Raw genomic sequence first — 722 nt, forward strand, 5'->3', positions numbered from 1 at the left:
GGAATACGCTGAATTCCGTTTTTATAGCTTTGTTCTATTTCTTCTTTATTGCCGCCAAACATATCAGTTTTATTGAGCATATCTTTGACATTGCCGCCGGCGCAGAAACTCTTTCCTTCTCCGGTCAGCACCATGACGCGAATTTCGCTGTTATTGTTTGCTAAATCGCATACACGCTCGATTTCTTCAACCATTGCTTCGTGAGACATCGCATTGTGAATATCAGGTCTATTCAACGAGACAAGCAAGACGTGCCCGTCTTGTTGAACGCGTAGCTCTTTAAAGGTTTGCATATTGTGCGAAAGGTCGATTAGGTTGGTCATGCTTGGCCCGTAATACAGTTTCTATGTGTCTTGCTCAATACGGAGAAATTCTTGTTTGAGGTCGACTAGTTTGCTGGCATCACTTAGCTTTGGCAGTGCTGACAGTGAGTGGTCGGTTTGTAGCAGTAAGGCTTCATTCTTGTCGACAAGTATATTTAACATCTCATGTTCTTGAGCCTTAACCTGATACATGTTCTGCATGGTCGCGACATTGCTTTGGAAGGTTGATAAGACCTCTGCCGAGTCACGATATAAAGCATTATTGCTAAGTGCACTTTCAAGGCGAGTAGCATTTTCCAGGAGGGTTTCTGTATGTTCTAGATTTTGTTTTAGTTCTTGTCGAAGTCGATCAAGGCGTGCTTGATCTTGAGCGAGTTGGTCCTGATTTTCGTCGAGCAG

2 protein-coding genes are annotated in these 722 nt (G+C 43.5%); both read right to left on the minus strand.

What is annotated here, in order from left to right:
- On the minus strand, positions 1–323 hold a 323-nt coding region (locus tag A3729_RS30145), incomplete at its 3' end, for an enoyl-CoA hydratase-related protein (RefSeq protein WP_197476302.1).
- A gap of 21 nt (positions 324–344) precedes the next feature.
- A partial coding sequence (locus tag A3729_RS33690) for a hypothetical protein (protein ID WP_197476304.1) occupies positions 345–722 on the minus strand: 378 nt, incomplete at its 5' end.

Source organism: Oleiphilus sp. HI0043 (genome assembly GCF_001634935.1).